Source organism: Paramagnetospirillum sp., from assembly GCF_058402745.1.
The window spans coordinates 57461-81019 of record NZ_JBZVFI010000003.1 but is presented as its reverse complement, the minus strand read 5'-3'; the positions used below and the strand labels follow the sequence as shown (position 1 = coordinate 81019).

26 protein-coding genes are annotated in these 23559 nt (G+C 67.7%); 14 read left to right on the top strand and 12 right to left on the bottom strand.

Annotated features, from left to right (window positions below; genetic code table 11):
* Positions 1–29: 29 nt before the first annotated feature.
* The 10 genes from ACV4UZ_RS01295 to ACV4UZ_RS01250 form a co-directional block, all read right to left on the bottom strand.
* Positions 30–707 (bottom strand): TetR/AcrR family transcriptional regulator, encoded by a 678-nt coding sequence (locus ACV4UZ_RS01295; RefSeq protein ID WP_491599148.1) that lies wholly within the window; start codon positions 705–707, stop codon positions 30–32.
* Positions 708–897: 190 nt separating this feature from the next.
* A complete protein-coding gene (locus ACV4UZ_RS01290; protein ID WP_491599147.1) occupies positions 898–1671 on the bottom strand; it encodes an SDR family NAD(P)-dependent oxidoreductase in 774 nt (257 codons plus the stop codon).
* Complete coding sequence (locus ACV4UZ_RS01285; RefSeq protein WP_491599146.1) at positions 1668–2852, bottom strand: acyl-CoA dehydrogenase family protein; 1185 nt, start codon at positions 2850–2852, stop codon at positions 1668–1670. Before ACV4UZ_RS01285 ends, ACV4UZ_RS01290 begins: the two co-directional genes overlap by 4 nt.
* A 127-nt stretch (positions 2853–2979) precedes the next feature.
* Positions 2980–3798, bottom strand: coding sequence for an enoyl-CoA hydratase family protein (locus ACV4UZ_RS01280; RefSeq protein ID WP_491599145.1), 819 nt, complete (start codon positions 3796–3798; stop codon positions 2980–2982).
* A 110-nt stretch (positions 3799–3908) separates the two neighbouring features.
* Positions 3909–4655 (bottom strand): SDR family NAD(P)-dependent oxidoreductase, encoded by a 747-nt coding sequence (locus ACV4UZ_RS01275; protein ID WP_491599144.1) that lies wholly within the window; start codon positions 4653–4655, stop codon positions 3909–3911.
* A gap of 24 nt (positions 4656–4679) precedes the next feature.
* Positions 4680–5447, bottom strand: coding sequence for an enoyl-CoA hydratase/isomerase family protein (locus tag ACV4UZ_RS01270; protein ID WP_491599143.1), 768 nt, complete (start codon positions 5445–5447; stop codon positions 4680–4682).
* A 92-nt stretch (positions 5448–5539) separates the two neighbouring features.
* Positions 5540–6484, bottom strand: a complete 945-nt coding sequence (locus ACV4UZ_RS01265) for an alpha/beta hydrolase (protein WP_491599142.1) — start codon at positions 6482–6484, stop codon at positions 5540–5542.
* 2 nt (positions 6485–6486) lie between these two features.
* Positions 6487–7926 carry an aldehyde dehydrogenase family protein gene (locus tag ACV4UZ_RS01260; RefSeq protein ID WP_491599141.1) on the bottom strand — a complete coding sequence of 480 codons (1440 nt, stop codon included), beginning with the start codon at positions 7924–7926 and terminating at the stop codon, positions 6487–6489.
* Between the two features lie 71 nt (positions 7927–7997).
* Positions 7998–9515 (bottom strand): 3-hydroxyacyl-CoA dehydrogenase, encoded by a 1518-nt coding sequence (locus tag ACV4UZ_RS01255; protein ID WP_491599140.1) that lies wholly within the window; start codon positions 9513–9515, stop codon positions 7998–8000.
* Positions 9516–9517: 2 nt separating this feature from the next.
* Positions 9518–10288, bottom strand: a complete 771-nt coding sequence (locus ACV4UZ_RS01250) for an enoyl-CoA hydratase (RefSeq protein ID WP_491599139.1) — start codon at positions 10286–10288, stop codon at positions 9518–9520.
* A gap of 133 nt (positions 10289–10421) precedes the next feature.
* Here ACV4UZ_RS01250 and ACV4UZ_RS01245 point away from each other — a divergent pair, with 133 nt between their 5' ends.
* The 14 genes from ACV4UZ_RS01245 (at position 10422) to ACV4UZ_RS01180 (ending at position 21490) form a co-directional block, all read left to right on the top strand.
* Positions 10422–11222 carry an IclR family transcriptional regulator gene (locus ACV4UZ_RS01245; protein WP_491599138.1) on the top strand — a complete coding sequence of 267 codons (801 nt, stop codon included), beginning with the start codon at positions 10422–10424 and terminating at the stop codon, positions 11220–11222.
* A 16-nt stretch (positions 11223–11238) separates the two neighbouring features.
* Complete coding sequence (locus ACV4UZ_RS01240; RefSeq protein ID WP_491599137.1) at positions 11239–11703, top strand: PaaI family thioesterase; 465 nt, start codon at positions 11239–11241, stop codon at positions 11701–11703.
* Complete coding sequence (locus ACV4UZ_RS01235) at positions 11700–13670, top strand: O-linked N-acetylglucosamine transferase, SPINDLY family protein (protein WP_491599136.1); 1971 nt, start codon at positions 11700–11702, stop codon at positions 13668–13670. The genes ACV4UZ_RS01240 and ACV4UZ_RS01235 overlap by 4 nt, the downstream gene beginning before the upstream one ends.
* Before the next feature lie 242 nt (positions 13671–13912).
* Positions 13913–14104, top strand: coding sequence for a hypothetical protein (locus ACV4UZ_RS01230; RefSeq protein WP_491599135.1), 192 nt, complete (start codon positions 13913–13915; stop codon positions 14102–14104).
* Positions 14105–14211: 107 nt separating this feature from the next.
* Positions 14212–15210: an FAD:protein FMN transferase gene (locus ACV4UZ_RS01225; RefSeq protein WP_491599134.1), complete on the top strand. Its 999-nt coding sequence runs from the start codon at positions 14212–14214 to the stop codon at positions 15208–15210.
* A 7-nt stretch (positions 15211–15217) separates the two neighbouring features.
* Positions 15218–15739, top strand: coding sequence for a SoxR reducing system RseC family protein (locus ACV4UZ_RS01220; RefSeq protein WP_491599133.1), 522 nt, complete (start codon positions 15218–15220; stop codon positions 15737–15739).
* A gap of 15 nt (positions 15740–15754) precedes the next feature.
* Entirely contained in the window at positions 15755–16336 is a 582-nt protein-coding gene (rsxA, locus tag ACV4UZ_RS01215; RefSeq protein ID WP_491599132.1) for an electron transport complex subunit RsxA, read from the top strand.
* A gap of 13 nt (positions 16337–16349) precedes the next feature.
* Positions 16350–16886, top strand: a complete 537-nt coding sequence (locus tag ACV4UZ_RS01210) for an RnfABCDGE type electron transport complex subunit B (RefSeq protein ID WP_491599131.1) — start codon at positions 16350–16352, stop codon at positions 16884–16886.
* A 13-nt stretch (positions 16887–16899) separates the two neighbouring features.
* Entirely contained in the window at positions 16900–18396 is a 1497-nt protein-coding gene (rsxC, locus tag ACV4UZ_RS01205) for an electron transport complex subunit RsxC (RefSeq protein WP_491599130.1), read from the top strand.
* Complete coding sequence (locus tag ACV4UZ_RS01200) at positions 18393–19469, top strand: RnfABCDGE type electron transport complex subunit D (RefSeq protein ID WP_491599129.1); 1077 nt, start codon at positions 18393–18395, stop codon at positions 19467–19469. The genes rsxC and ACV4UZ_RS01200 overlap by 4 nt, the downstream gene beginning before the upstream one ends.
* Entirely contained in the window at positions 19466–20098 is a 633-nt protein-coding gene (gene rsxG / locus ACV4UZ_RS01195) for an electron transport complex subunit RsxG (RefSeq protein WP_491599128.1), read from the top strand. The genes ACV4UZ_RS01200 and rsxG overlap by 4 nt, the downstream gene beginning before the upstream one ends.
* A complete protein-coding gene (locus ACV4UZ_RS01190) occupies positions 20098–20769 on the top strand; it encodes an electron transport complex subunit E (RefSeq protein ID WP_491599127.1) in 672 nt (223 codons plus the stop codon). Before rsxG ends, ACV4UZ_RS01190 begins: the two co-directional genes overlap by 1 nt.
* 17 nt (positions 20770–20786) lie before the next feature.
* The gene (locus tag ACV4UZ_RS01185) at positions 20787–21080 is read left to right on the top strand and encodes an RnfH family protein (protein WP_491599126.1); all 294 of its coding nucleotides are present in this window, start codon (positions 20787–20789) and stop codon (positions 21078–21080) included.
* On the top strand, positions 21077–21490 hold the full coding sequence (locus ACV4UZ_RS01180) for a hypothetical protein (protein WP_491599125.1): 414 nt from the start codon (positions 21077–21079) through the stop codon (positions 21488–21490). Before ACV4UZ_RS01185 ends, ACV4UZ_RS01180 begins: the two co-directional genes overlap by 4 nt.
* 362 nt (positions 21491–21852) lie before the next feature.
* On the opposite strand, the gene ACV4UZ_RS01175 is transcribed toward ACV4UZ_RS01180, so the two are convergent.
* Positions 21853–22944 (bottom strand): cobalt-precorrin-5B (C(1))-methyltransferase, encoded by a 1092-nt coding sequence (locus tag ACV4UZ_RS01175; RefSeq protein WP_491599530.1) that lies wholly within the window; start codon positions 22942–22944, stop codon positions 21853–21855.
* 62 nt (positions 22945–23006) lie between these two features.
* Positions 23007–23465 (bottom strand): response regulator, encoded by a 459-nt coding sequence (locus tag ACV4UZ_RS01170; RefSeq protein WP_491599124.1) that lies wholly within the window; start codon positions 23463–23465, stop codon positions 23007–23009.
* Between the last annotated feature and the right edge of the window lie 94 nt (positions 23466–23559).

Sequence of the window (23559 nt, the reverse complement as noted above, 5' to 3'; positions counted from 1 at the left end):
CAGATATAGTACTCGATGCGCAGAAAGCGTCAACCGGTCGTGGCGTCAGCCATCTTCTTCCATTGACGCCAGCCCTTCTGGGTCAGCAGGGCATGGGCGAAGAAATCCAGGCCCTCGGCCACGTATTCCTCCAGCCCGCACTGCTCCTTGAGCCGCCAGTGCTTCAAGGCCCAGGAATGGGCGAAAGTCACCAGCTGGTAGGTCACCAGCTCGACGTTGACGTCGCGCATCAGCCCGGCCCTGATGCAATCGGCGAGGCAGGCGGCGATCATGCCGTTGGTCTCGATCTCGCAATCCTTGATCAATTGCCGGCGGTCGTCGGGCAGCGACTTGGTGGAGCGATAGGCCAGCACGGTGGCTTCCCGCCGCTGGTCCACCACCCGGCAATAGGCGCGGATGGCCGCCTGGAAACGCTCCAGCGGGTCGGAAAGCCCTTCCAGCGCCGCCGGAATCTCGTGCTTGTAGGATTCCAGCACCGACAGCAGGGCCAGCAGCAGCACGTCCTCCTTATCGCTGACATACTGGTAGATCAGCCCGGCGGAGACGCCCGCCTTCCTGGCCACGTCCTGAATGGTGGTGCGGTAGAAGCCCTGGTGCGAGAACAGCTCCACCGCCGCCGCGATGATCTGGCCGCGCCTTCTCGCGACCAGCGCCTCGTCGCTGACCTGGGCCTTCACATCGTGAACCGCACCCGGCTTGTTATCCATTCGGCGTCCCGCCCTTCCTGTATTTCCGCCCCGTGACCAGCATACCGAACGCGTCATGCCCGGACTTGTTCCGGGCATCCACGCCGCGCCGTCCGCACCATTACAGCAAACGGCGTTCGATCGGAACCGCGTGGATCACCGGGACAAGCCCGGCGATGACGGTGAATGGGGATGACCCCACCGTCAACCTCTACATCAACTCTCCACCCGCCACCGCGATGCTTTGGCCGGTGATGGAGGCGGAGCCGGGCAGGCACAGCCAGGCCACCGCCTCGGCCACTTCCTCGGGCTTGATCAGGCGTTTTTGCGGGTTGGAGGCCACCAGCTGAGCCAGGGCCTCCTCGCGAGAGCGGCCCGTCTTGGCGACGATGTTGGCGACGGTCTCCTCGACGATGTCGGTCTCGGTATAGCCGGGACAGACGGCGTTGACCGTCACCGGCTTGGACGCCAGTTCAATCGCCAGGGCGCGGGTCATGCCGATCAGGCCGTGCTTGGCGGCGCAATAGGCGGCGCAATAGGCCATGCCGGTCAGTCCGGCGGTGGAGGCCACGTTGACCACCCTGCCCCACCCGCCCTTCAGCATGTCGGGCAGCGCCGCCTGGGTGCACAGGAAGGCGCCGGTCAGATCGGTGTTCAGGATGTCGTTCCACAGGGCGAGATCGGTCCGGGCGAAGGGCGCCGCCTTGGCGATGCCGGCGTTGTTGACCAGGATGGCGATGGGGCCGAGCTGTGCGGCCGCCTGGGCGAAGCCGCTTTGAATGGCCACCGGATCGGTGACGTCCACGGCCAGCCCCTGGCAGCCCATGGCGGCGGCCGCCTCGTCCAGACGCTTCCGGTCGCGCCCGGTGATGGTCACGTCGGCCCCCAGCACCAGCAATTGCCGCGCGATGGCGGCGCCGATGCCGCGACCGCCGCCGGTGACCAGGGCATGACGGCCGACAAGCGGCCTCGCATCACCCATCATGGGGTCAGTCCTTCGTAGACCTTGGAGGCGATCACCAGTTTCTGGATCTCGCTGGTGCCTTCATAGATACGAAGCGCGCGGATTTCGCGATAGAGCTGTTCCACCATCATGCCGCTGATCACGCCCAGGCCGCCGAAGATCTGCACCGCCTGGTCGATGACCATCTGGGCCTGCTCGGTGGCCCACAGCTTGGCCATGGAGGCTTCCCGCGTCACCCGCCCGCCCCTGGTGTCCTTGGTCCAGGCCGAGCGGTAGATCAGCAGCGCCGAGGTGTCCACCGCCACCGCCATGTCGGCGATCTTGGCCTGGATCAGCTGGAAATCGGCCAACCGCGAGCCGAAGGCCTTGCGCTTGACCGAACGGGCCAGCGCCTCGTCCATGGCGCGCCGGGCGAAGCCCAGGGCGGCGGCGCCCACCGTGGTGCGGAACACGTCCAGCACGCTCATGGCCACCTTGAAGCCGTCGCCGGGCTTGCCCAGCATGTTGGCGGCGGGCACCCGCATGTTGTCAAAGCGCAACGAACCCAGGGGATGGGGCGCTATGACATCGATTCGTTCGGACACCGAAAGCCCAGGCGTATTCGCGTCAACCACGAATGCAGCGAGTCCCCTGGCCCCCTCCTCGTCGCCGATTCGGGCGAAGACGGTGTAGAAATCGGCCAGCCCGGCGTTGGAGATCCAGGTCTTGGCGCCGTCGATGACGTAGTGGTCGCCGTCCAGGACCGCCCTGGTGGTCATGGCACCCACGTCGGAACCGGCATCGGCCTCTGAGATGGCGAAGGCGGCGATGTATTCCCCCGTCCCCACCTTGGGCAGGTAGCGGGCCTGTTGTTCCTGATTACCGAACAGGGTGATGGCGGCGCTGCCCAGGCCCTGCATGGCGAAGGCGAAATCGGCCAGACCGGCATGGCGGGCCAGGATCTCGCGCCCCAGGCAAAGCGCCCGGACGTCGAAATCCTTTGCCCGCCCGCCGTGGGCGGCCGGAATGGCCGCCTTCAGGAACCCCGCCTGTCCCAGAGCCGTTACCAGGCGTCGGGCGGTCTGGTCCATGGCGGGGCCGTGCGCCTCGTCCTCGGGGCACACCTCTGGGAGGGTGGTGTTGGCCCAGGCCTCGAGCGACGCGGCGAACGCGCGGTGGGACTCGTCGAGAAAGGGCCAGTCGAGGAACGTGGCGTCACTCATGTTGTTTTTCCTTACCATTGAAAACCATGTCACCCTGAGCCGGAGGCGAAGGGTCTTTCACGCATGAACGGCAACCGCCTCAGGCTGAAAGATCCCTCGGCTCCGCCTCGGGATGACAAGCAAGGACTCAGTTGCCTTCGAACACCGGCGCCTGCTTGTTGGCGAAGGCGATGTAGGCGCGCTCGAAATCCTTGGTCTGCATGCAGATGGCCTGAGCCTGGGCCTCGGCCTCGATGCACTCGCCCAGGCCGTGGTTCCATTCCTGCCACAGCATCTTCTTGGTCATGGCGTGACCGAAGGTCGGGCCATTGGCCAAAGAGTGGGCCAGCTTGTTGGCGGCGTCCAGCAGCTCTTCCGGGGCGTGCAGCGAGTTGTAGTAGCCGACGCGCTCGGATTCCTCGCCGCCCATGGCGCGGCCGGTGTAAAGCAGCTCGGCGGCACGGCTCAGCCCGATCAGGCGGGGCAGCAGGGTGCAGGCGCCCATGTCGGCGCCGGCCAGGCCGACGCGCACGAACAGGAAGGCCACCTTGGACCGCGCGGTGCCCAGACGGATGTCGGCGGCACAGCCCAGCATGGTGCCGGCGCCGGCGCAGACGCCGTCGATGGCGGCGATGATCGGCTGGGGCGCATTGCGCATGGCGCGCACCGCGTCGCCGGTCATGCGGGTGAATTCCAGCAGCTCTGGCATGTCCATCTTGGTCAGCGGGCCGATGATCTCGTGCACGTCGCCGCCCGAGCAGAAATTGCCGCCCGAACCGGTGACGATCACCGCCTTGACGTCGTCGGCATAGACCAGGTTCTCGAACAGGTCACGCAGCTCGCCATAGGAGTCGAAGGTCAGCGGGTTCTTCTTGTCGGGACGGTTGAGGGTGAGCGTCGCCACCTTGCCGTCCACCTTCCAGTCGAAATGAACGGCCTTGTATTCGGCAGCCTTGAACTTGCGCATGATCAAACTCTCCGTTTCTTCTGTCTGTTCACGTCACCCCCGGACTTGATCCGGGGGTCCATGGATGGCCGGGTCAAGCCCGGCCATGACGAACTGATTGAGGATGGGCTTCAGCCCACCATGGTGATGCCGCCGTTGACCGACAGGACCTGACCGGTGATGTAGTCGGCGCGGTTGGACGCCATGAAGACGATGGCATCGGCCACTTCCTCGGGCTTGCCGAAGCGGCGCATGGGAATGACCTTGAGGAAGGCTTCCAGGAACTTCTCCGGCTCGGACTTCAGCAAGGGCGTGTCGGTGGGGCCGGGGCAGATGGCATTGACGTTGATGTTGTAGCGCGCACCCTCGCGGGCCAGGGCCTTGGAGAAGGCGATCAGGCCGCCCTTGGCCGCCGAGTAGACGCTTTCGCCCAAGGACCCGACGCGGCCGGCGTCGGAGGCGACGTTGACGATCTTGCCCGACTTCTTCTCGATCATCATGGGGAAGAAGGCGCGGATCAGCTCGATGGGGCCGGTGAGGTTCAGGCTCATCACACGCGCGATGAAGGCGTCGTCATTATCCACGAACGGCTGGATATGGCCCCAGCCCGCCACGTTGGCGAGGATGTCGAGGCGGCCGCGGGTGGCGACCACGTGTTCCTTGACACGCGCGATATTGGCCTTGTCGGTGACGTCGAGGCGCACGAACTCGGCCTTGAAGCCCCGGGCCTTCAGTTCGGCCGCCGCCTTCTCGCCGGCTTCGGCGTTGATGTCGGCGATCAGCACGTCGGCGCCCAGCTCGGCCATGGACTTCACGGTGCAATAGCCGATGCCCGACGCACCGCCGGTGATCAGGGCGACTTTATCCTCGAACTTCATTTCCTTGCTCCTTGGATGGAAGAATTACTTGGACAGGAAGGCCTCGACCCGGTGACGGGTCTCGGGCTCGTGCAACAGCAGCTCGCGGGTGGCCAGAAGCTCTTCCTCGTAGCCGTCGCGGCTGGGATCGAGGGAGGCCGCGATGCAGGATTTCGAGGCCGCCACGGCGGCACGCGGCAGGGTGGCGATGCGATCGGCCAGCGTCGCCGCCTTGTCGGCCAGCTCGGCGCGGGGCGCCGACCAGTGGACGATGCCCATGGCGCAGGCGCTCCGGCCGTCCAGGATTTCGGCGCCCAGGATCAGCCGCTTGGCGATGGCCGGACCACACAGCCGGGTCAGGCGCTGCGTCCCCCCCGCCCCCGGGATCAGCCCCAGATTGACCTCGGGCAGGGCCAGCTTGGCCTCGTCGGCGGCGATGCGGAAGTCGCAGGCCAGCGCCAGTTCCAGCCCGCCGCCCATGGCCGCGCCCCCCACCTCGGCGATGGTGGCCAAGGCCAAGGTCTCGATGCGCTTCAAGACGTTCTGCAGGTCGCGGACGAAGGCGATCTGGGCATCCACCAGATCGGGATTGGCGAGGTTTTCCCGCATTTCCGCCAGATCGGCGCCGGCGCAGAACGCCTTGCAGTCGGAACGCACGTGCAGGACGCGGATGGTCTTGTCCGCCTCCACCATGTCCATGGCGGCATGCAGATCGCGGATCAGGGCGCGGCTGAGCGCATTGACCGGCGGGCTGGCCAGGGTGACCACGAAGACGGCGCCCCGACGGGCGGTATTCAGCACGGAGAAGGACATTCACGCCTCGAACTGACTGACCATTCAATCTGACTGAATGTTCATTCATTCAATGGCGGGAGTCAAGGGCGATTGAATGGCCGTTCAACGAATCAGGAGAGGACGGAAGTCCAGGCCCGGCAGGCCTCGGCCAGCGCCGCCTTGCCCGAGGAGACATAGCCCGCCAGTCCCAGGCAGCCGTGGACGGAGCCTTCGAGCCGGACATGGCGCACCGGCACGTCCGCCCTCCGCAGCTTTTCCACATAGGCCTCGCCTTCGTCCACCAGCGGATCGAAGCCGCAGGTCATCACCAGCGCCGGCGCAAGGCCGGCATGGGAGGCTGCATGCAGCGGCGCGGCCCCGGTTTCGCGCAAAGGCGCCCTGCCCGCCCCGAAATACTGGTCATTGAACCAGGCGATGTCGTCGCGGGTCAGGATGTAGCCCTCGCCGAGCCGCTGCCGGGACGGAAAGTCGCCCATCTGGTCCACCGCCGGATAGATCAATATCTGAAGGGCCAGGGGAAGGCCCTCATCACGGGCGTGAAGGGCCAGAACGGCGGCGATGGTGCCGCCCGCGCTGTCGCCGGCGACACCCAGGCGCCAGCCGGGATATTCCGCCGCCAGCCAGGCCAGGGCCGCCTTGGCGTCCTGAATCGCGGCGGGATAAGGATGCTCGGGCGCCCGGCGATAATGCAGCGACACCACCACCGAGCCGCTTTCGGCGGCCAGGATGCGGCAATGGGGATCATGGGTCTCCAGGTCCCCCACCACGAAGCCGCCGCCATGGGCGTAGAGCAAGGCGCCCTTCACCTTCGCCCCACCGGGTGGAAGGTAGCGGCGGGCGGGAATGCCCGCCACCAGGATGTCCTCGGCCTCGACGCCGTCGGGGGCCGGGGGATTGGTGCGCGACAGTCGCCGGGCGAACTCGTCGCGGGCGCCTTGGGGCCCCAGCGTGGTGATCTTGGGCAGGTTCAACTCGGCGGCCTTGGCCAGGATGAAGGCCACGTCGTCGTCCAGCCGCCCGGGCGTGCCGACGGAAACGGTTCCGGTCTCCAGCATGATCACTCCTTGGGTTCCGAGCCGAACAGGGTCTTGGATTCGAGGAATTCCTCGAACCCCGCCTCGCCCCACTCGCGCCCCACCCCCGACTGGCGGATGCCGCCGAACGGGCCGCCGGGATGGGACAGGGCGCCATTGAGATGGACCATGCCGGTGCGCAGGCGCCGCGCCACGGCGCGCGCCTCGTCCAGGTCGGCGGCATAGACGTAGCCCGACAGACCGTAGAGGCAGTCGTTGGCGCCATTCACCGCGTCGTCCAGGTCCTTGTAGCCGCGCATGGACAGCACCGGGCCGAAGATCTCCTCGCGCATGATGGTCATGGAATCCTGGACCCGGCTGAACACGGTGGGACGGACGAAGAAGCCCTTGTCCAGGCCATCGGGACGCTCGGGGCCGCCGCACACCAGCCTGGCGCCCTCGTCGATGCCGGTGCGGATCATGCGCCGCACCTTGTCGAACTGGCGGGCATTGGCGATGGGTCCCATCACCGTCTCGGGGTCCATGGGATCACCCACCTTGATCTGGGCGCACAATTCGGCGGCCAGGCCTTCCGCCTCCTCCAGCCGGTGGGCGGGGACGAACAGCCGGGACGGGGCGTTGCAGCTCTGGCCCGAATTGCCCATCATCGCCTTGACCGCGTGCCCCATGGCCTTTTTGAAATCGGCGCTGTCGCAGATGATGTTGGCCGACTTGCCGCCCAGTTCGAGGGACACCTTCTTGATGGTCGCCGCCCCCTCGCGCATCACCGACGAGCCGGCGGCGTTGGAGCCGGTCAGCGACACCATGTCCACCAGCGGGTGCGACGACAGCACCGGGCCGATCTCGGCTCCGTCGCCGAACACCATGTTGAACACGCCCTTGGGCACGCCGGCCTCGTGGATGATCTCGGCCAGGATGCGGGCGGAATAGGGCGCGAACTCGCTGGGCTTCAACACCATGGCGCAGCCCGCCGCCAAAGCGGGCGCCACCTTGCAGGCGATCTGGTTCATGGGCCAGTTCCACGGCGTGATCAGGGAGGCGACCCCCACCGGTTCCTTGACCACCAGGGTGGTGCCCTGCCGGCGCTCGAAGGCGTAGGTCCTGGCCAGCGCCAGCGCCGTCTTGAAATGCCCCAGCCCGGCGCGGGCCTGGGCCGGCTTGGCCAGGCGCTCCAAGGGCGCGCCCATCTCCAGGCTGATGGCCTGGGCGATGTCGTCGAGACGGCTTTCGTAGAGCGCCGTCACCCGGGCAAGGATCTCCAGACGCTCGGCCAAGGGAGTCGCCGCCCAGGCGGGAAAAGCGCGGGCCGCCGCCTCGATGGCAAGGACGGCATCGTCGGCGGAGCCCAACGCCACCCGGCCGGAAGCCTGCTCGGTGGCGGGGTTGATCACGTCGAGCAGACGCGAGCCCTTGGCGGGCTTCACCCAGGCGCCGTCGATGTAGAAATCCAGGCAATCGGGCATGGTCGTTCTCCAGGCAAGAGGGGGCGGCGGATTGTTGCCCCATCCGCCGCCCTGCGTCGAATGAAACATCCTCAATGTGAGTGGAGCAGCGATACCCCCAGCGCGGCGCGGCGCCTGAGCCACGGCGAGGCGCGGTAGCGGGGGTCGCCGGTGATGGCCAGCATGGCGTCGAGGATGGCCACCACCTTGTCGGGGCCGATGCGGTCGCCCCAGGACAGCGGCCCGGCGGGGTAGCCGAGGCCGAGCGTCACCGCCTTGTCGATGTCTTCCGGAGTGGCGATGCGCTGCTGGGCGATGTCGCAACCGATGTTGACGATGGTCGCCACCACCCGCTGCGCCACCAGTCCGGGGCTGTCGTCGATCACCGAGACGGGGACGTCGCCGCCGGCCAGCAATCCGTGGGCGCCGTCGCGGATGTCCGCCGCCGTCACCGGATTGGTCATGATGGTACGGTGGGTCTCCAGACCGAACAGCGGATCGATGGCGACGGCGCGGCCGGCGTCGAGGCCGAGGCGGACGCAGGCGGCGGTGCAGTCCTCGCCCAGCACGGGAACCAGGATCAGCGCCGCCTCGGTCGGCGTCTCGCCCTTCTCCAGATTGGCGCCCAGGCTGGTGACCAGGGCGGAAACCGCCAGCGAGCCCTCGCCGGGCGCCACCCACACCGGGCCATCCCAGGCGGCGGGAACGGGAGGGGCCGGCGGCACCACCTGCCTGTCGCCGTCATAGGCGTAGAAGCCGCGGCCCACCTTGCGTCCCAGCAGCCCGGCGGCGAGGCGCGACCGGGTGATGGGCGAGGGGCGGAAGCGCGGTTCCTGATAATACTGGTCGTAGATGCTCTCCATCACCGGGTGGGAGACGTCCAGCGCGGTGAGGTCGAGCAGCTCGAACGGCCCCATGCGGAAACCGGCGGCGCCCTTCAGGATGCGGTCGGCGGTGAACACATCGGTCACCCCCTCGCCCACCAGCTTCAGCGCCTCGGTGCCATAGCCGCGCCCGGCGTGGTTGACGATGAAGCCGGGAGTGTCCTTGGCCCGGACCGGCACATGCCCCATGCGCCGGGCGAGCGCGGTCAGCGCCTCCGCGACCCACGGCGCCGTCATGACGCCGTCGATCACCTCCACCACCTTCATCAGGGGGACGGGATTGAAGAAGTGGAAGCCTCCCACCCGCTCGGGATGCTTGCAGGCGGCGGCGATGGAGGTCACCGACAGCGACGAGGTGTTGCTGGCGATCAGGCAATCGGCGGAGACGATGGCCTCCAGATCGTTCATCAGGGCCTGCTTGACCTTGATGTCCTCGACGATGGCCTCCACCACCACATGGGCCGGGGCGAGGTCGGCGAGGCTTTCGCCCAGCTTGAGACGATTGGTCGCGGCGGCGCAGGCTTCGGGTGTCAACTTGCCCTTGTCAGCCAGCTTGGCCAGCATGGCGGCGACGGAATCCCTGGCCTTGGCGGCGGCTCCCGGCTGCGCGTCAACCAGGATGACGGTCACCCCGGAGACCACGGCGATCTGGGCGATGCCGCGCCCCATGGTGCCGGTGCCCACGAGACCAAGGATGAGATCGGAACGATTGGCGTCGAGGCTCATGGTCACTTCCCCTCATAGGCGGGCTTGCGCTTCTCGATGAAGGCCTTCATGCCTTCCTTCTGGTCGCGGCTGGCGAACAGCAGCTGGAAGGCCTTGCGCTCCAGCATCAGGGCGGTTTCCAGCGAGGCGTCCTGGCCGGCCAGCATCACTTCCTTGATCTGGGCGATGGCGACGGGCGGCATGCGCGAGATGGTCCTGGCGATGTCCAGCGCCTTGTCCAGAACCTCGGCATCGGGCACCACCAGACTGGCCAGGCCCATCTGCCCCGCCTCGATGCCGCTGATGGGCTGGCCGGTCATCACCATCAGCATGGCCTTGTACTTGCCCACCGCCCGGGTCAGGCGCTGGGTGCCGCCGGCGCCCGGCATGATGCCCACCTTGACCTCGGGCTGGGAGAAACTGGCGGTCTCGCCCGCCACGATGATGTCGGCGTGCATCACCAGTTCGCAGCCACCGCCCCAGGCATAGCCGTTCACCGCGGCGATCACCGGCTTGGGACAATTGGCGATGGCCCGCCACAGCAGGTGATTGTTGCGCTGCATCAGCTCGATGGCGCCCACCTCGGCCATGTCCTTGATGTCGGCCCCGGCGGCGAAGGCCTCCTGGTTGCCGGTCAGCACGATGGCGCGGACGGAGGGATCGGCGCCCAGCGCCGTCATGTGCTCGGCCAGCTGCCGCCGCACTTCGCCGTTGAGCGCGTTCTTGGCCTCGGGCCGGTTGATCCGCAGCAGAGCCACGGACTCAAGGGGTCTTTCCAGCAGCACTTCCGTCATCACCACCCTCGATTTCGCTATGCGGAATTTAGTTTCACATTTTGTTGACGCCAGAGCCTAAGTCGTGATTTGGTCCCTTGGCAAACAAAAACATCCCCTCTCCATCGCAAGAGAGGGACCGGGAGATGAAGCCTTGAACGATTCGCGCCAGGACGGAGGCGAGGAGACGCACGACCGCCAGTTCGTGGTGGCGCTGTCGCGCGGACTCGACGTGCTGCGCTGCTTCCGCGCCGGCGATTCCATGCTGGGCAACCAGGAGATCGCGGCGCGCACCGGGCTGCCCAAGCCGACGGTGTCGCGCCTGACCCACACCCTCACCCGGCTGGGCTATCTCGCCTATGCCGAGCGCTATGGGAAATACGCGCTGGGCACCGCCGTGCTGTCGCTGGGCTATACGGCGCTGGCCAGCATGGACATCCGCCACGTGGCCCGCCCCATGATGCAGGAGCTGGCCGAGTATTCCGACGTGGCGGTCTCGCTGGGCAGTTTCGACCACACCAGCATGATCTACATCGAATCCTGCCGGGGCAAAGGGGCGCTGACCATCCGCCTCTCGGTGGGCTCGCGCATTCCGGTGGCGACCACCGCCATGGGCCGCGCCTATCTCGCCGCCATTCCCGAGGCCGAGCGCCAAACCATCCTGGACGAGGTCCGCCGCCGCCACCCCGAGGACTGGCCGCGCATCCGCCTGGGCGTGGAACAGGCCTTGGACGACTACGCCCGGCGCGGCTTCACCATCTCGGTGGGCGACTGGCAGAGCGACGTCCACGCGGTGGGCGTGACGCTGACCAATCCCGCCACCGGCGCGGTGATGGGGCTGAATTGCGGCGGCGCCGCCTTCCTCTTGCCGTGCGAGCGGCTGGAGGACGATCTCGGCCCCCGGCTGGTGGAACTGGCCCGCCGCATCCATGCGGCGCTGGGACACCGGACATGACGAGCGGAGCCCCCTGATGAGCATCGACCTGCTGGACGGCGAGCCCCGGTCGGGCTTCCAGGATTTGCTGGACTACCATCTGGTGGAATGGTCCGAGGACCGCGCCGTCCTGGAGCTGACCGTGCAGCCCAAGCACTGCAACCGCGCCGGCCTGATCCATGGCGGCGTGCTGGCCACCCTGATCGACACCTCGTGCGGCTTCGCCGCCACCTATTGCCCCCATCCTGGCCGGGTGCGGCGCTGTGTCACCCTGCAGTTGACAACCAGCTTCACCGGGCAGGTCCGCCACGGCCTGATTCGCGCCATCGGCCGCAAGAAGGCGGGCGGCAGCCGCATCGTGTTCTGCTCCTCGGAAATCCTCGACGCCAACGGCAGGCTGATCGCCATGGGGGAAGGCACCTTCCGCTACCGCACCGGCAGCGAGTCGCCGGAAGGCGTGAGCTTGACGGGACCGGAGGCCGCCGCGATAAATCGGAGATGACCTCCGATCCCGCCCAATGGCTCCGACAGGCCGAAGCGCTGCACAACCAGGGCCGCCTGGACGAGGCGGACTCCCTTTACCGCCGCATCGATGCCCCCCCGCCCCTCGCCGCCAAGGCCCTGACCAACCGCGGCGTGATCGCCCAGCAGCGGGGGCGGGCCGACGAGGCCCTGGCGCTGCACGCAAGCGCCCTTGGCCTCGCCCCCGATCTGGCGGAAGCCTGGTGCAACCGGGGCGACCTGCTGTCGGATCTCGGCCGGCTGGAGGAGGCCGAGGCGGATTTCACCCGCGCCACCGAACTGTCGTCCGGCCTGGCGCCCGCCTGGTTCAACCTGGGCAACACCCGGATGCGCCGGGGCCGCGTGGCGGAGGCCGAGCCCTGCTACCGCCGGGCGGCGGAGTTGCTGCCCCATCTGCCGGTGGTCCACGCCCAGCTGGCCCGCTGCCTGGACGCCCTGGGCCGCGCGCCCGAGGCCGCCGACGCCATGGAGGAGGCAGCCGGCCTCGCCCCCGACGACTGGCGCATGCTGACCGATCTCGGCGCGATGCAGCAGCAGGCGGGGCGCATGCGGGCGGCCCAGGACTCGCTGCGCGCCGCCATTTCGCTCCGCCCCGGCCATTCCGCCGCCCATTACAATCTGGGCAACGCCTTCTATGGCGAGGGCCGCGCCGCCGAGGCCGCCGCCTGCTACCACGCCGCCTGGAGCATGAATCCCCGCCTGACCCAGGCGGCTTCCAACCACCTCAACTGCCTGCACTACCTTCCCGAGCCCAGCGGCGCCGAGATCGGGCTGGCCCATCGCCGGATCATGGAGCGCCGCCGCGCCCCCATTCCGGCGCGATACGCCAACCCGCCCGAGCCCGAGCGGGTACTGCGGATCGGCTACGTCTCCGCCGATTTTCGCCGCCATCCCCTGGGCCAGCTGATGCGCCCGGTGCTGAAGGGCCATGACCGCGCCCGCTTCCGCGCCATCTGCTACGCCACCCGCCCCGCCGACGACGACATCGCCCGGGAGCTGCGCCAAAGCGCCGATCTGTGGCGCGACGCCGCCTCCCTGGACGACGAGGCTTGCGCCCGGCTGATCCGCGACGACGGCATCGACATCCTGGTGGATCTGGACGGCCACACGGCGGGCAACCGGCTGGGTCTGTTCGCCGCCAAGCCCGCCCCACTGCAGGTGAGCTGGCTGGGCTATCCCTTCACCACCGGGCTGGCCGCCATGGACTACGTCCTGATGGACCGCGCCACCGTGCCGCCCGAGGCGGAAGCCTGGTTCCGCGAGAAAGTAGCGTTCCTGCCCGGCTCGCGCCTGTGCTACCAGGGGCCGGCGACGCCGGAACCGGCCGACCCGCCCGTGCTGGCGCGGGGCCGCGTCACCTTCGGCAGCTTCAACAACATCGCCAAGCTGAACGAGACGGTGATCGGGTCCTGGTCGCGCATCCTGGCCCGGGTACCCGGCTCGCGCCTGCTGCTCAAATGGCCCCACCTGGCCTATCCGGAGGTGGCCGGACGGCTGCGCGACGCCTTCGCCGCCCACGGAATCGCCCCCGAGCGGCTGGAGCTGCGCGGCAATTCACCGCCGGCGCAAGTGCTGGCCGAGTATGCCGAGGTGGATATCGGCCTCGACCCCTTCCCCTATTGCGGCGCCTTCACCTCGTGCGAGGCGCTGTGGATGGGGGTGCCGGTGGTCACCCTGCCGGGACCGCGCCCCTTCTCGCGCCAGACCCTGGCCCTGCTGGCCGCCATGGGCATGGCGGACGAGCTGGCCCGTCCCGACCTGGAGGGCTACGAGAACCTGGCCGTCGCCCTGGCGACCGATCCGGCCCGCCTGTCGGACCTGCGCCATCGCCTGCGCCCCGCCATGGGCCGGGGAGCGGGCGACGCCGCCGCCCATCTGGCGGCGGTGGAAGGCTTCTTCCGCATGGCGTGGCAAGAGTGGTGCGCAAAGATAAAGGGGGAGGCCTGAATTCGGGCCTCCCCCTTTACCGCTCTCCCCTACCCCCCCGGGTCGGAAGCTCGGCGGCGATCGTCTCGCCAAAAAAAATGACCCGGCCCCATGGGCTCAGGTCGCTGCGGGTTTTTACTTACCATCGTTTGCCGCCGACGCCAAGCACAAAAGAGTAATCCCCCTCCCATACCTAAGGTCATGACGGCTCATTGGCGGCAAATCCCCCGTCCATGTCGGACATGCGACAGGCGGAAGCGGAGATGCGACACGGATTTTTTCTGCCGCCCAAAGGCCATGGCAAACCTGTTACAGCCCGGCATTTTACCGCGTATCGCTTAAAAATCGGCTTATTTCCGCCATTTTTGAAATTTGGTATTGCAATGCGTATTTCAAAACACGCACTCTTGATGTGGGCGTTGTCCTCGCATACCATCTATGTGACGTTTTTTTGAGCAATTATACTTTTGTGGCGCGGGTCTTGCTAAGTGAGTTGGGCAGGACCACGGGAACAGGCCCCCGAGGTGCCCGGAAGTTTCACCCGAAGGAGGGCTCAGGCTCGATGACCGTTCGTATCACCCGCCGTCGCGCCATCACCGTACTGGCCGCCGCCGCCGGACTGCCGCTGCTGATGAAGGCCAATGCCGCCCAGGCCCGCCTGGTGCGCTGGGAAGGCACGACGCTCGGCGCGCCGTCCACCATCCAGCTCTATGCCGCCGACGAAGGCAAGGCCAAGGCCGCCCTGGCCGCCGCGCAAGGAGAGCTCGCCCGCCTGGAGGCCATGTTCAGCGTCTACCGCGCCGATTCGGCCCTGTCGGCCCTGAATCGCGACGGCAAGCTGGACAACGCCCCGGCCGAGTTCGTGGAACTGGTCGCCCACGCCAAGGCCCTGGCCGAGATCAGCGGCGGCGCCTTCGACCCGACCATCCAGCCGGTGTGGCAGCTGTATTTCAGCCACTTCACCGGCGCCAGCCCCGATGCCGCCGGCCCCGCCGCCAAGGACATCGAGGCCGCCCTGGCCCTGGTGGACTGGAAGGGCATCGAGATCGACGCCGCCAATTCCCGCATCTCCCTGGCCCGGCCCGGCATGGCGCTGACGCTGAACGCCCGCGCCCAAGGCTACATCACCGACAAGGTGTCCGAGGTGCTGCGCGCCCACGGCTTCACCCAGTTGCTGGTGGACATGGGCGAGCCCCGCGCCATGGACGCCAAGCCGGACGGTTCCGCCTGGCGCATCGGCATCGCCAACCCGGCCGACAATTCCAAGGCCGTCACCTCGGTTGACGTGGTCAACAAGTGCGTGTCCACCTCGGGCGGCTACGGCACCATCTTCGACGAGGCCGGCAAGTTCACCCACATCATCGACCCGCGCACCGGCCGCACCGCGCCGGCCGACCTGGGGGTGACGGTGATCGCCGACAACGCCACCATCGCCGACGGCCTGGCCACCGCCCTGATCCTGGCGCCGGAATCCGACCGCCAGCGCATCCTGCGGGCGGCCGGAGCGTTGCAGGCCTTCTTCGTCACGCCCCAGGGCGTCGTCTCGACGGTGACGGCCTGATCCTGCGATGAGCAACCCCGAGTCCACTTTTCCCGATGCCGATGACCGCGACATGGTCGAGGGCGTGGCCCGCATCGTCGCCGTCAGCGGCGGCCAGGCGTGGGCCGAGCCCGAGCCCGTGGCCGGGTGCGGCACCTGCCATTCGGCGGGGCTGTGCAGCATCGGCAAGCAATTGGGCGACCCCAACGCCCGCCAGCTGGCCAAGCGCTTCGCCCTGCCGGGCGATCTGGGCCTGCGGGTGGGCGAGCGGGTGGTGGTGGGCGTGCGCGAGGATACGCTCACCAAGGGCGCGCTCATCGCCTACGGCCTGCCGCTGGCCACCCTGCTGGTGGGGGGAATCACCGGGCAGGAGATCGGGCATTCCGACGGCTACGCCGCGCTCGGCGCCGCCCTCGGCCTGCTGGCGGGGCTGCTCGGGACCCGGATCATCTCGGGACGTCTTTCGGCACGGGGGGTGCTGTCCCCCCGCTTCCTGCGCCGCGCCTTCGAGCCGCCGGCCAGCGGGAACTGCCACTCGGAACATGGGTAAAGGGGGAAGCACCCGATGGAACATTACCTTCTGCTGATCATCAGCGCCGCCCTGGTCAGCAACGTCGTGCTGATGCGGTTCCTGGGCCTGTGCTCCTTCATGGGAGTCACCACCCGGGTGGACACCGCCATCGGCATGGGCGCCGCCACCACCTTCTGCATCACCGTCTCGGCCATGCTGGACTGGGGGCTGGAAACCTATCTGCTGGAGCCCTACCAGCTGGGCTATCTGCGCACCGTGGTGTTCATCCTGGTCATCGCGGCGGCCGTGCAGTTCACCGAGGCGACGGTGCGCAAGGTCTCTCCCGCCATGTTCCAGATGCTGGGCATCTACCTGCCGCTGATCACCACCAACTGCGCCGTGCTGGGCGTCAACCTGCTGCTGGTCGAAGGCAAGATGAACTTCATCGAGAGCACCGTCTTCGCCCTGGCCTCGTCGCTGGGCTACTCGCTGGTCATGGTGCTGTTCGCCGGCCTGCGCGAACGCATCGCCTTGAACGCGGTGCCGCGCCTGTTCGCCGGCCCGCCCATCGGCTTCATCACCGCCAGCCTGCTGGCGCTCGCCTTCATGGGCTTTTCCGGTATGAGCACGAACTAGGAGGTCACCTGTCATGTTGTTGGATGTCGGAAGTCTGGCGGTGATGGGTGTGACGCTGGGCGCGGTTCTCGGAACCGCCGCCAAGCTGCTGGCCGTGCCCACCAATCCCATCGAGGAAGAACTGCAGGAATTGCTGCCCGGCTCGCAATGCGGCCAGTGCGGCTTCGTCGGCTGCGCCCAGTACGCCGCCGCGCTGGCCAAGGGCGACACGCCCATCACGCTGTGCGCCCCGGGCGGCAAGGCCACCATCGAGGCCCTGGCCAAGAAGCTGGGCGTGCATGCCGACGCGGATGCCCACGAGGAGGTCGGCCCCCGTGTCGCCTTCATCAACGAGGATCTGTGCATCGGCTGCCTGCGCTGCATCGGCGAGTGCGGCTCGGACGCCATCGTCGGCGCGCCCAAGCAGCTGCATACGGTGATCGCCGACGCCTGCCACGCCTGTTCCAAGTGCTTCAAGATCTGCCCCACCGAGGCCATCGAGATGCGCCCCATTCCGCAAACCATCGCAGGCTGGCACTGGCAAAAGCCGGGCGAGCATTCGGCGCATTGAGGAGAGACGGTCGATGAAACTGTTTCCCATCCTGGGCGGCATCCACCCGGAATACCGCAAGGAGCTGACGAGCGAGAAGGCCATCGTCGCCTTGCCCGTTCCCAAGACCCTGTACCTGCCCCTGCAGCAGCACATGGGCGCGCCCGCCAACACCACGGTCAACGCCGGTGATCTGGTCAAGAAGGGCCAGGTGCTCGCCAAGGCGCAGGGCGCCATCTCGGCCGCCGTGCATGCCCCCACCTCGGGCCGCATCGTCGCCATCACCGAGATGACCGCGCCGCACCCCTCGGGCCTGCCGGTGCTGACCATCATGCTCGATGCCGACGGCAAGGACGAATGGGCCGAGCCCATGGCCCCCATCGCCGATCCCTTCGCCGCCTCGGCGGGCGAGATCAAGGCCCGGGTCGCCGAGGCCGGCATCGTCGGCATGGGCGGCGCCACCTTCCCCTCGGCGGTGAAGCTGGGCCTCGGCAACCAGCACAAGCTGGAAATCCTGCTGTTGAACGGCGCCGAGTGCGAGCCCTACCTCACCTGCGACGACCGCGTCATGCGCGAATACGCCGAACAGGTGGTGGACGGCGCCCGCATCATGGCCCACGCCCTGGGCGCTCCCAAGGTGATCATCGCCGTCGAGGACAACAAGCCCCAGGCCATCGCCTCGCTTTCGGCCGAAGCCGCCAAGACCTCCAATGTGGAGGTGGTGGGCGTGCCCGTGCAGTATCCCATGGGCGCCGAACGCCACCTGACCCAGGCGGTGACGGGCCGCGAGACCCCGGCCCGCAAGCTGACCGCCGACGTGGGCGTGGTGGTCCACAACGTCGCCACCGCGCGCGCCGTGCACCAGGCGGTGCGCCTGGGCCGTCCGCTGGTGTCGCGGGTGGTCACGGTCAGCGGCGGCGCCGTCGCCGAGCCGAAGAACATCGAGGTGCCGCTGGGCACGAGGGTGTCCGAGCTGCTCGACTTCTGCGGCGGCGTGTCCAAGGCGGCGAAGCGCATCATCTCGGGCGGTCCCATGATGGGCCAGCCCCTGCCGTCGCTGGACGTGGCGGTGGTCAAGGGCACCTCGGGCATCCTGGCGCTGACCCAGGCAGAGACCAACGAGCACGCCCCCAGCCCCTGCATCCGCTGCGGCTCCTGCGTCACCTACTGCCCCTGCGGGCTGGTGCCGGTGGAGATGGCCAGCTACATCAGGAACGACAAGCTGGACATGGCCGCCAAGATCGGCGTGCAGGATTGCGTGTCGTGCGGATCGTGCTCCTACATCTGCCCGTCGCACATTCCGCTGGTCCACTATTTCAATTACGCCAAGGGCAAGATCGCCGCGCTGGACCGCGAGCGGCGCAAGAACGAGCAGACCAAGGCGCTGGTCGAAGCCCACAACGCGCGGCTCGAGCGTCAGGCCCAGGCCAAGCGCGAAGCCGCCGCCAAGGCCAAGGCCGCCAAGGAAGCCGCCGAAGCGGCCCTGGCCGCCCAGGCTCAACCCACCACCGAAGGCGGGGCCCAAGCATGAGTTTCGTGATCGACAAGAGCGGACCGTTCACCCACGGCCCCAACAGCGTGTCCAAGACCATGTTCACGGTCCTGGCGGCGCTGGTTCCCGCCACGCTCTATAATCTCTGGCTGTTCGGCTGGCCCGCCATCTTCCTGTTCATCGTCACCATGCTGGCTTGCGTGGCGTTCGAGGCGGGCTGCGTGCGCTGGGGCGGCGGCAACGCCGACAAGGCCATCGGCGACGGCTCGGTGCTGATCACCGGCTGGCTGCTGGCCCTGTCGCTTCCCCCCTGGGCGCCCTGGTGGGTGGCCGTGGTTGCCTCGTTCTTCGCCGTCTGCCTGGCCAAGCACGTCTTCGGCGGCCTGGGCCAGAACGTGTTCAACCCGGCCATGGTCGGCCGCGTGGTGGTGCTGGTTTCCTTCCCGGTCCAGATGACCGCCTTCACCGCGCCCAAGCCGCTGTTCACCCCCGGTTCGCCCTCGTTCTCCGAGGCGCTGCACTTCACCTTCGGGCGCGGCGTGTCGCTGGACGGCATCAGCACCGCCTCGCCGCTGGGGCTGGTCAAGACCGAGCTCTCCAAGGGCACGCCGGTCTCGGAATCCCTGCTGCAGGTGCCGACCATCGGCGACATGATGATCGGCTTTCATCCCGGCTCCATGGGCGAGACCGCCATTCCGCTGATCCTGCTGGGCGGCCTGTTCCTGATGTGGCGCAAGATCATCTCCTGGCACATCCCGGTCTCCATGCTGGGCACCCTGTTCGTCATGGGAGCGCTGTTCAACCTGATCAATCCCGACCGCTTCGCCGGCGGCACCTTCCACCTGCTGTCGGGCGCGTCGTTCCTGGGCGCCTTCTTCATCGCCACCGACTACGTCACCTCGCCGGTGTCGAAGAAGGGCCAGCTGGTGTTCGGCGCGGGAATCGGCCTGCTGACCTGGATCATCCGCACCTTCGCCGGCTATCCCGAGGGCGTGGCCTTCGCGGTGCTGCTGATGAACGCCCTGACACCCATCATCGACCAACATTTCCGGCCGCGCGTCTTTGGCCGCACCAATAAGGGCGAGCCGCTGCCGGCCAGGGGGGACAAATGAGCCACGCGATCAAGCCCACCTGGGTCCACGCCACCATCCTGGGCATCTTCTGCGCCGGCTTCGGCGTGGCCCTGGCGCTGACCGACAGCATCACCAAGGAGCCGATCAAGGAGCGCGCCCTCGAGGACAAGATGAACTCGCTGGGTCAGGTGATTCCGCGGTCCATCCACGACAACAACCCGGTCACCGACACCGTCAAGGTGATGCGTCCGGTGGGCGCCGGCGCCCATGGCGCCTCGCCCGAGATCGAGGTCTACCGCGCCACCAAGGACGGCAAGATCACCGGCATCGCCTATGAATACATCGCCAATGGCGGCTATGGCGGCCCCATCCGCCTGATGCTGGGCATCGCGCCCGACGGCAAGCTGCTGGGCGTGCGGGTCATCTCCCACAAGGAGACCCCCGGCCTGGGCGACAAGATCGAGGCCGCCAAGAACGAGTGGATCACCCGCTTCACCGGCCTCAGCCTGGGCAATCCGCCGGTGGAGAAGTGGAAGGTCAAGAAGGACGGCGGCCAGTTCGACCAGTTCTCGGGCGCCACCATCACGCCGCGCGCCGTGGTGGGCGGCATCCGCCAGGGTCTGGAATTCTTCGCCGCCAATTCGTCTCGCATGATGGAGAAGAAGTGATGTCTGCCAGCTACGGACGGATCGTCAAGGACGGCCTGTGGGAGAACAACGGCGTGCTGTGCATGCTGCTCGGCATGTGCCCGACCATGGCCATGACCGGCACCGGCACCAACGGCTTCGGCATGGGCATCGCCACCGCCGTGGTGATGGCCGCCTCCAACCTGATGGTGGCCATGTTCCGCAACTACGTCACCCACGAGGTGCGCATCCCGGTCTACATCCTGATCGTGGCGGCCAACGTCACCTTCGTGGATCTGGCCATGAACGCCTGGATGCACGAGCTTTACAAGGTGCTGGGCCTGTTCATCCCGCTGATCGTGTCCAACTGCCTGCCGCTGGCCCGCCTGGAGGCCTTCGCCGCCAAGGAGCCGGTTCTGCCCTCGCTGGTGGACGGCACCTTCATGGGCCTGGGCTTCACCTTCGCGCTGACCGCCATCGGCCTGGTGCGCGAAGCCATCGGCCAGGGCACCCTGTTCGCCGACGCCGCCCTGCTGCTCGGCCCCTGGGCCAAGGTGCTGGAGATGCGCATCATGCCCGCCGACTGGGGCATCCTGATGCTGATCCTGCCACCCGGCGGCTTCCTGATCGCCGGCATGCTGGTGGTGGCCAAGCGCAAGATCGACCTCGCCATGGGCAAGGAGATCAAGATGGCCGGCGCCCACAGCGTCTGAGGAAAGGGAAGCGCACCATGAAGATCGGAGTCGTCTACGCCCTTCCCTCCCGCCAGTCCTGGCTGTCCATCGACGTGCCGGAGGGAACCACGGTCAAGCAGGCCATCGAGAAGTCGGGCATCCTCCACCAGTTCCCCGAGATCGACCTGGAGACCCAGAAGGTCGGCATCTTCGGCAAGGCCACCACGCTGGACACCGTGCTGGAGGAAGGGGCGCGCATCGAGATCTATCGCCCCATCACCGCCGACCCCAAGACCGTCAAGCGCCGCGCCGCCCCCGAAGCGGGCGCCGCCGGAGGAACCGAGTCATGAGCACCGAGGATCTGACCGTCACCCAGGCGGTGGCCTATTCCGTCCTCTACGCCCTGGACATCGAGGCCTCCGCCCCCTGGAAGGCCTGGGCCCACATCTGGCTGAAGGGCGACGACCGCACCGCGGCGTCGGCCCAGATGGCGGCGGCCGGGGCCTCGACCCCCACCGCCAAGTCGGCCTCCAACGCCGCCCGCCTGCTGGCCGAGGCCACCCAGCTGCAGACCGAGGCGGCCATGCTGATGAGCGAAAACCGCAACGCCAGCTGGCAGCTGGACCAGTACGAGCTCAGGAACGAGCAATGCCTGGGCGCGGTGGCCGAGTCCATCCGCATGGGCAGCAGCGACGGCACCCTGGATACGCAAAGTCCCCGCTCGGCGGAACTGCGCGCCAAGGTGCAGAAGGAGTTTTAGAGCGTCGTGCGTTTAATCAGAAACAGTCTGTCACCCTGAGGCATGGCCGAAGGGTCTTTCACCAACACCGGCGACCAATTGCGGTTGAAAGATCCTTCGCTGCGCTCAGGATGACACTGTGTTTCAGGTATGAGGCTCGCCGCTCTAGAGCGGGCCACGGAAAAACTCGTCCCAAGACGTCGTCATTCCCGCGAAAGCGGGACCGAAGGGAACGCGGAGCGGACAATCCATGCATCAGCAAACTATATCTTGTGTTGATGCCGCCAAATTGCGTCAACATGGACCCCCGCCTTCGCGGGGGTGACGGATAAACAGAGTGGTAGGCGAGTTTTTCCGCACCCTGTTAGAGCGGGGGGACGGCATCAGCCTGGACGGCCGCTGTCGCCGATCACCCGGCCCTGGCGGTCCACCACCAGCACGTCCAGCGTGACCTCGTCGTTGTCGAGCACCGCCCGGGCCGCCGCTTCGGCCTGGGCGGCGATGGCTTGGCCCAGCGGCAGGGAACCGGCCATTTCCAGCACCTGGAGGGCGGTGTTGGCCCCGGCGGCGGCGGCCACCAGGGCCGCGTCCGCCCCCAGCCGCTCCATCTGCCCGGCCAGCCAGGCCATGTTCACCTGCGAGCGGCTGGAATGGAGGTCCATCTCGCCCTTGGCCAGCTTGCACATCTTGGCGAAGCCGCCGGCGACGGTGACGCGGGGCAGCGGGTGGCGGCGCAGGTATTTCAGCATGCCGCCGGCGAAATCGCCCATGTCGATGATCGCCTCCACGCTCAGCCCGCGTACCCGCCGGACCGCCTTTTCCGAGGTCGAGCCGACACAGCCGGCCACGTGGGACAGGCCGCAGGCCCGCGCCACGTCGATGCCCCGCTGGATGGAGTGGATCCAGGCGGAACAGGAATAGGGAACCACCACGCCGGTGGTGCCCAGGATGGAAATGCCGCCCAGGATGCCCAGGCGGGGATTCCAGGTGCGAAGCGCCAGATCCTCGCCGCCGGGCACCGCGATCTCAACCTGGAAATCGCAGGCCGCGTGATGGCGGGCGGCGATGGCGGCCAGCGCCTCGCCCATCAGCCGGCGGGGCAACGGATTGATGGCCGGCTCGCCGACGGCGAGCGGCAGGCCGGGCCGGGTGACGGTGCCGACCCCCTTCCCGGCCTTGAAGACCACTCCCGATCCGGCCGCGCCATGCCGGACGGTGGCGATGATGGTCGCGCCGTGGGTGACGTCGGGGTCGTCGCCGGCATCCTTGACCACGCCGGCCCGCGCCCAGCCGAGGCCGCTTTCGCTCAGCGCCAGGGAAAAGGCGGGGGTCTGGCCGCCGGGCAGCGTGATGCTCACCGGGTCGGGGAAACCCTGCCCCAGCAGGGCCGAACAGGCGGCTGACGCCGCCGCCGTGGCGCAGGCCCCCGTCGTCCAGCCCGGCCGCAAGGCCCGCCCGTGATCATCCTCGGCCATCATCACCCGCCGCCAGAAACGTTCCGGCACGACTTATAGCAGATCGCGCGGCGAAATAGGGATCAGGCGGCGCCGTTGAGGCTGGGCTTGCGCACCACGCCGAACCAGTAATCCTGAATCCCGTGGATGGCGTTGAACAGCTGCTCGATGTCCACCGGCTTGGTGACGAAGCCCGAGGCGCCGAGATCGTAGGCCTGCAGCACGTCGCGCTCCACGTCCGAGGTGGTCAGCACCACCACGGGAATGCGGGCCAGATGGTCGGTGGACTGCATGGCGGCCAGAACCTCGCGGCCGGTCATGCGGGGCATGTTGAGATCGAGCAGCACCAGATCGGGAGTGACCGCCCCGCTGTAGGCCGGGGCTTCCTTGCGCATGAAAGCCATGGCTTCGACCCCGTCCTGGGCCACGTGGGTACGACAGATGAAGCGGCCCTCGACGATGGCCGAGCGGATCAACTCCACGTCGCCGGGCTCGTCATCGACGATCAGAACCTCGAAAGGCGCGACCTGATTCTGCTGCATATGCCAGCCCCAATCATTATCCAATATGACCCGATTGCAACACCACGAACCGCAGAAACACAAAAAACGCCGCCCTCACGGAATGCGACGCTCG

Coding starts and splice junctions, on each gene's coding strand:
- ACV4UZ_RS01225 (WP_491599134.1), top strand. CDS start 14,212: ATGACCGTTCGTATCACCCGCCGTCGCGCCATCACCGTACTGGCCGCC.
- ACV4UZ_RS01295 (WP_491599148.1), bottom strand. CDS start 707: ATGGATAACAAGCCGGGTGCGGTTCACGATGTGAAGGCCCAGGTCAGC.
- ACV4UZ_RS01255 (WP_491599140.1), bottom strand. CDS start 9,515: ATGAGCCTCGACGCCAATCGTTCCGATCTCATCCTTGGTCTCGTGGGC.
- rsxA (WP_491599132.1), top strand. CDS start 15,755: ATGGAACATTACCTTCTGCTGATCATCAGCGCCGCCCTGGTCAGCAAC.
- ACV4UZ_RS01285 (WP_491599146.1), bottom strand. CDS start 2,852: ATGAGTGACGCCACGTTCCTCGACTGGCCCTTTCTCGACGAGTCCCAC.
- ACV4UZ_RS01240 (WP_491599137.1), top strand. CDS start 11,239: ATGAGCATCGACCTGCTGGACGGCGAGCCCCGGTCGGGCTTCCAGGAT.
- ACV4UZ_RS01185 (WP_491599126.1), top strand. CDS start 20,787: ATGAAGATCGGAGTCGTCTACGCCCTTCCCTCCCGCCAGTCCTGGCTG.
- ACV4UZ_RS01270 (WP_491599143.1), bottom strand. CDS start 5,447: ATGTCCTTCTCCGTGCTGAATACCGCCCGTCGGGGCGCCGTCTTCGTG.
- ACV4UZ_RS01250 (WP_491599139.1), bottom strand. CDS start 10,288: ATGACGGAAGTGCTGCTGGAAAGACCCCTTGAGTCCGTGGCTCTGCTG.
- ACV4UZ_RS01200 (WP_491599129.1), top strand. CDS start 18,393: ATGAGTTTCGTGATCGACAAGAGCGGACCGTTCACCCACGGCCCCAAC.
- ACV4UZ_RS01235 (WP_491599136.1), top strand. CDS start 11,700: ATGACCTCCGATCCCGCCCAATGGCTCCGACAGGCCGAAGCGCTGCAC.
- ACV4UZ_RS01260 (WP_491599141.1), bottom strand. CDS start 7,926: ATGCCCGATTGCCTGGATTTCTACATCGACGGCGCCTGGGTGAAGCCC.
- ACV4UZ_RS01280 (WP_491599145.1), bottom strand. CDS start 3,798: ATGCGCAAGTTCAAGGCTGCCGAATACAAGGCCGTTCATTTCGACTGG.
- ACV4UZ_RS01230 (WP_491599135.1), top strand. CDS start 13,913: ATGCGACACGGATTTTTTCTGCCGCCCAAAGGCCATGGCAAACCTGTT.
- ACV4UZ_RS01180 (WP_491599125.1), top strand. CDS start 21,077: ATGAGCACCGAGGATCTGACCGTCACCCAGGCGGTGGCCTATTCCGTC.
- ACV4UZ_RS01290 (WP_491599147.1), bottom strand. CDS start 1,671: ATGATGGGTGATGCGAGGCCGCTTGTCGGCCGTCATGCCCTGGTCACC.
- ACV4UZ_RS01175 (WP_491599530.1), bottom strand. CDS start 22,944: ATGGCCGAGGATGATCACGGGCGGGCCTTGCGGCCGGGCTGGACGACG.
- ACV4UZ_RS01265 (WP_491599142.1), bottom strand. CDS start 6,484: ATGCTGGAGACCGGAACCGTTTCCGTCGGCACGCCCGGGCGGCTGGAC.
- ACV4UZ_RS01170 (WP_491599124.1), bottom strand. CDS start 23,465: ATGCAGCAGAATCAGGTCGCGCCTTTCGAGGTTCTGATCGTCGATGAC.
- ACV4UZ_RS01220 (WP_491599133.1), top strand. CDS start 15,218: ATGAGCAACCCCGAGTCCACTTTTCCCGATGCCGATGACCGCGACATG.
- ACV4UZ_RS01210 (WP_491599131.1), top strand. CDS start 16,350: ATGTTGTTGGATGTCGGAAGTCTGGCGGTGATGGGTGTGACGCTGGGC.
- ACV4UZ_RS01190 (WP_491599127.1), top strand. CDS start 20,098: ATGTCTGCCAGCTACGGACGGATCGTCAAGGACGGCCTGTGGGAGAAC.
- rsxC (WP_491599130.1), top strand. CDS start 16,900: ATGAAACTGTTTCCCATCCTGGGCGGCATCCACCCGGAATACCGCAAG.
- rsxG (WP_491599128.1), top strand. CDS start 19,466: ATGAGCCACGCGATCAAGCCCACCTGGGTCCACGCCACCATCCTGGGC.
- ACV4UZ_RS01275 (WP_491599144.1), bottom strand. CDS start 4,655: ATGAAGTTCGAGGATAAAGTCGCCCTGATCACCGGCGGTGCGTCGGGC.